The organism is Pseudomonas sp. N40(2020) (assembly GCF_014472415.1).
Classification (GTDB): Bacteria; Pseudomonadota; Gammaproteobacteria; order Pseudomonadales; family Pseudomonadaceae; genus Aquipseudomonas.
Genome location: NZ_JACSZV010000081.1, coordinates 1 through 3,656, shown reverse-complemented (window position 1 = coordinate 3,656; position 3,656 = coordinate 1). Strand labels below are relative to the sequence as shown.

General features: G+C 58.3%; 2 protein-coding genes. Both read left to right on the top strand.

Annotated features, from left to right (window positions below):
* Positions 1-131 precede the first annotated feature (131 nt).
* On the top strand, positions 132-1,778 hold the full coding sequence (locus tag IAI51_RS27670; protein WP_187681364.1) for a phospholipase D-like domain-containing protein: 1,647 nt from the start codon (positions 132-134) through the stop codon (positions 1,776-1,778).
* Positions 1,779-2,065: 287 nt separating this feature from the next.
* The gene (locus IAI51_RS27665) at positions 2,066-3,625 is read left to right on the top strand and encodes a TerC family protein (protein ID WP_187681363.1); all 1,560 of its coding nucleotides are present in this window, start codon (positions 2,066-2,068) and stop codon (positions 3,623-3,625) included.
* Positions 3,626-3,656 lie beyond the last annotated feature (31 nt).

The window sequence follows — 3,656 nt, the reverse complement described above, 5'->3', positions numbered from 1 at the left end:
CTTTTGACTTTGATCTTAAAAAACAATATCAAAAGATCGCAGCCTTCGGCAGCTCCTACAGGGTTTGGCATGATTAGCCAATTTTGCTTCTTGCTCTATGCTGCACCCAGCCCAATCACAAGGAGTGATCGATGCGCGTGTTGGTCAAGAATGCTCAAGACGATTTCCGCGTCAAAGCCTACGCCGGCACCAATGGCGTGCTGTTGGCGATGGACCTCGCGGAGCCGCGTCGCAAAGGCTTGCTAGGGTTCGCCATCGAAAAGCAGCAGGGCGCCAAGCCGTGGCTGTTCCTCTTCAACAGCCTGACGTTCCCCGGCAAAGCCCACACGTTCCCGCAGTTTCACGCCACGCCGAGCGATAAAGCCCCGCTGCAAAAATTCCGTTGGGCCGATTACGCGGTCAATCCGGGGATGACGATTCACTATCGCGTTCACCTGGCTTATGGCACGCCCGATGCGCCGCAATTGGGGGAGTCGCTTGAGCTGACGATCAGTTCAGACGACGGTCACCCGGCCAACCAAAGCGTGATCTTCAACCGTGCGGTCGCTGCCAGCCAGGCGTTCCAGCGCAAATTTCCCGATCTTGATGCTCAGATCAGCGCCAACAAAAACATGCCCATCGAAGCCTGGCCGGATGCGCCACGGCAATGGCTGGAGAACGGCTTGCTCGGGCGTTTGCGGGGTTTTATCCAACGGGCGGTTGATGGTCAGTGGGCGCTGGACATCGCCATTTATGAGTATCAGTTGCAAGCCATCGTCGAGGCGGTTAACGCGGCATTTGCGCGGGGTGTGCAGATTCGAGTGCTGTATCACGCCCGAGTCGACGACGAAGACACCACAATCAACGAGGCGAGTCTGGCGAAACTGCCGGCGACGAGCAAACGTGGGCGGGTGACGCACAGCATCTTCCACAACAAATTCATCGTCCTCAGCCGACTCGACGCAGCGGGGCAGCGCCAACCGCAAGCCGTGTTGTGTGGCAGTACCAATTTCACCGCCAATGGCGTTTATCGGCAGGCGAATGTGGTGCATGTGCTTGATGACGCACCCGTGAGTTCGAGCTATCTGCGGATTTTCGAACGGATCTGGGACGATCCTGATGATCTCGGTGCCACTCGCGACTGGATCACCGAACACAACCCGATGGACGCTGCGCAGCCGCTGTTTGCCGGGTTCTCGCCACGCACCGGCGGCGGGGATTTACGCGAGTTCGTCGAGATCATCGAAGCGGCGAAGAAGGATGTCCTGTTCGTCACTGCGTTCGTCTTGCCTGACGCGATCCTCAATGCTTTGCTGGGCCAGCCACACGACGACATCCTGCGTTACGGCCTGCAAAACACCACCAGCCGAATCACCGGTTTTCACGCCGACCGCAGCGCCGAATTCGCCGCCACCGCATTGCTCAACACGGGGCTGGAAGGCTGGCTGCGCGAGAACATGAAGGGCCAGAAGGGCAATCTGCTGGTGCATACCAAAGCGGTGGTCATCGACTTCACGACGGACACGCCGACTATTATCAGCGGCAGCCACAACTTCAGTGCCTCGGCCAGCAAAAGCAATGACGAAAACTACCTGATCATTCGCGGCGACACCGATCTGGCGGATCGTTATGGCCTCGAGCTGCTGCGGTTTTACGAACATTACCGGTTTCGTTACTTCGCGAAGAAACTGGCGTTGAAGCAAGTGAATCCGTTGGCGGTGGATGATCGCTGGACCCATGATTATTACGTCGATGGGGATTTGCGGCAGTTGTCGCGATTGCGTTTTGCCGGACGTTGAAGTGTCGCCCTGGCAGGTAATACAGATTTTGAAATGATTTGAGGCTGTAGGAAAAGTCACTTCAGCCTGTACGCTTCAAGGCCTTTTTTCATTCAGGATCTACATGAACACCCTCTCGGAGCCTCCCAGTTATCCATTCTCCTCGCGCTATGGCGCGGTCTTGACGCACTCGCAGCATCCGGTTTTCCGACACCCGTCTATTGTTGATAACGCGGCCCCAGAGCCTTTGCGTTGCGCTTTGCCGTGTCCGGCAGCCTGAATTTACTGAAGAGAGATCGAGACGTTTTATGGAATGGTTAGCGGATCCCACGGCCTGGTTAGGCTTGTTGACATTGATCGTGCTGGAACTGGTGCTGGGTATCGACAACCTGGTGTTCATCGCAATCCTCGCGGAAAAACTGCCGCCGCATCAGCGTGATCGCGCGCGCATCATCGGCCTGTCGCTGGCACTGATCATGCGCCTGGGCCTGCTGGCGAGTATTTCCTGGCTGGTCACCCTCACGCAGCCGTTGTTCGAGGTGTTTGACAAGAGCTTCTCCGGCCGTGACCTGATCATGCTGTTCGGCGGCGTGTTCTTGTTGTTCAAGGCCACCATGGAGTTGCACGAACGGCTGGAAGGCCATGTCGGCGAGCGCTCAAGCAACACCGCTTATGCGCTGTTCTGGCCGATCGTCGCGCAGATCGTTGTGCTCGACGCCGTGTTCTCGCTGGACGCAGTGATTACCGCTGTGGGCATGGTCGATGAACTGGCGGTGATGATGATCGCGGTGATCATCTCCATTGGCCTGATGATTGTCGCGAGCAAGCCGCTGACCCGCTTCGTCAACGCGCACCCGACCGTGATCATGCTGTGTCTGGGCTTCCTGATGATGATCGGTTTTGCCCTGACCGCCGAAGGCCTGGGCTTCCACATCCCGAAAGGCTATCTGTACGCGGCCATCGGTTTCTCTATCCTGATCGAGGTGTTCAACCAGATCGCCCGTGCCCGACGCAAACGCTCGATGCAGGGCCTGCGCCCGATGCGCGAACGCACGGCGCACGCGGTGCTGCGCTTGCTTGGCGGACGCAAACTGGCGGTGGAGGAGGTCGGTGAAGAGCTTTCCGACCTGTTGGACGACGGTGATGCGCCAAGCGCGGAGCTGTTCGACCGTCGTGAGCGGGTGATGATCAGCGGCGTGCTGCAATTGGCCGAACGGCCGATCCGCAGCCTGATGACCGTGCGTGCCGACGTCGACACTATCGATCTGGCCGACGATGCCGAGGCGATCCGGACGAAGTTGATGCACTCGTCCTACTCGCGTCTGCCGCTGATTCGCGATGGTGTTGTGGATGAACCTTTAGGCTTCGTGCACAAGAAGGAATTGCTCAAGGAGTACCTGGCCGGCGCTGAGCCGAATCTGGAGCACTTGGCGCGCAAGACCATCAATCTGCTCGACAGCTACTCGATCCTCAACGCGCTGGAACAGATGCGCGCGGCGTCGACCCACATTGCCTTTGTAGTCAATGAATTCGGCGACTTTGTCGGCGTGTTGACCATGACCGACATTCTCGAATCGATTGCCGGCGAGTTGCCCGATGCCAGCGAAATCGAAGGCCCGGACGTAGTCGAGGAGCAGGGCGGCTTCATGGTCAGTGGCGCATTGAACCTGGCGCGTGTTCGCCAGCGTACCGGTTTTGGCGCCGAGCCGACCGAGGATTACCAGACCATGGCCGGATTGGTGATGAGCTTGCTGGATCGGCTGCCGATGATGGGTGATCGTCTGGAATATGCGGGCTGGCAGATGACCGTCAAGGCTGTGGAAGAGCGGCGGGTGACGCGTGTGTTGTTGGTGCGTGAGGCCGCGTAAACACGAATCTCCCTTGTAGGAGCTGCGGCAC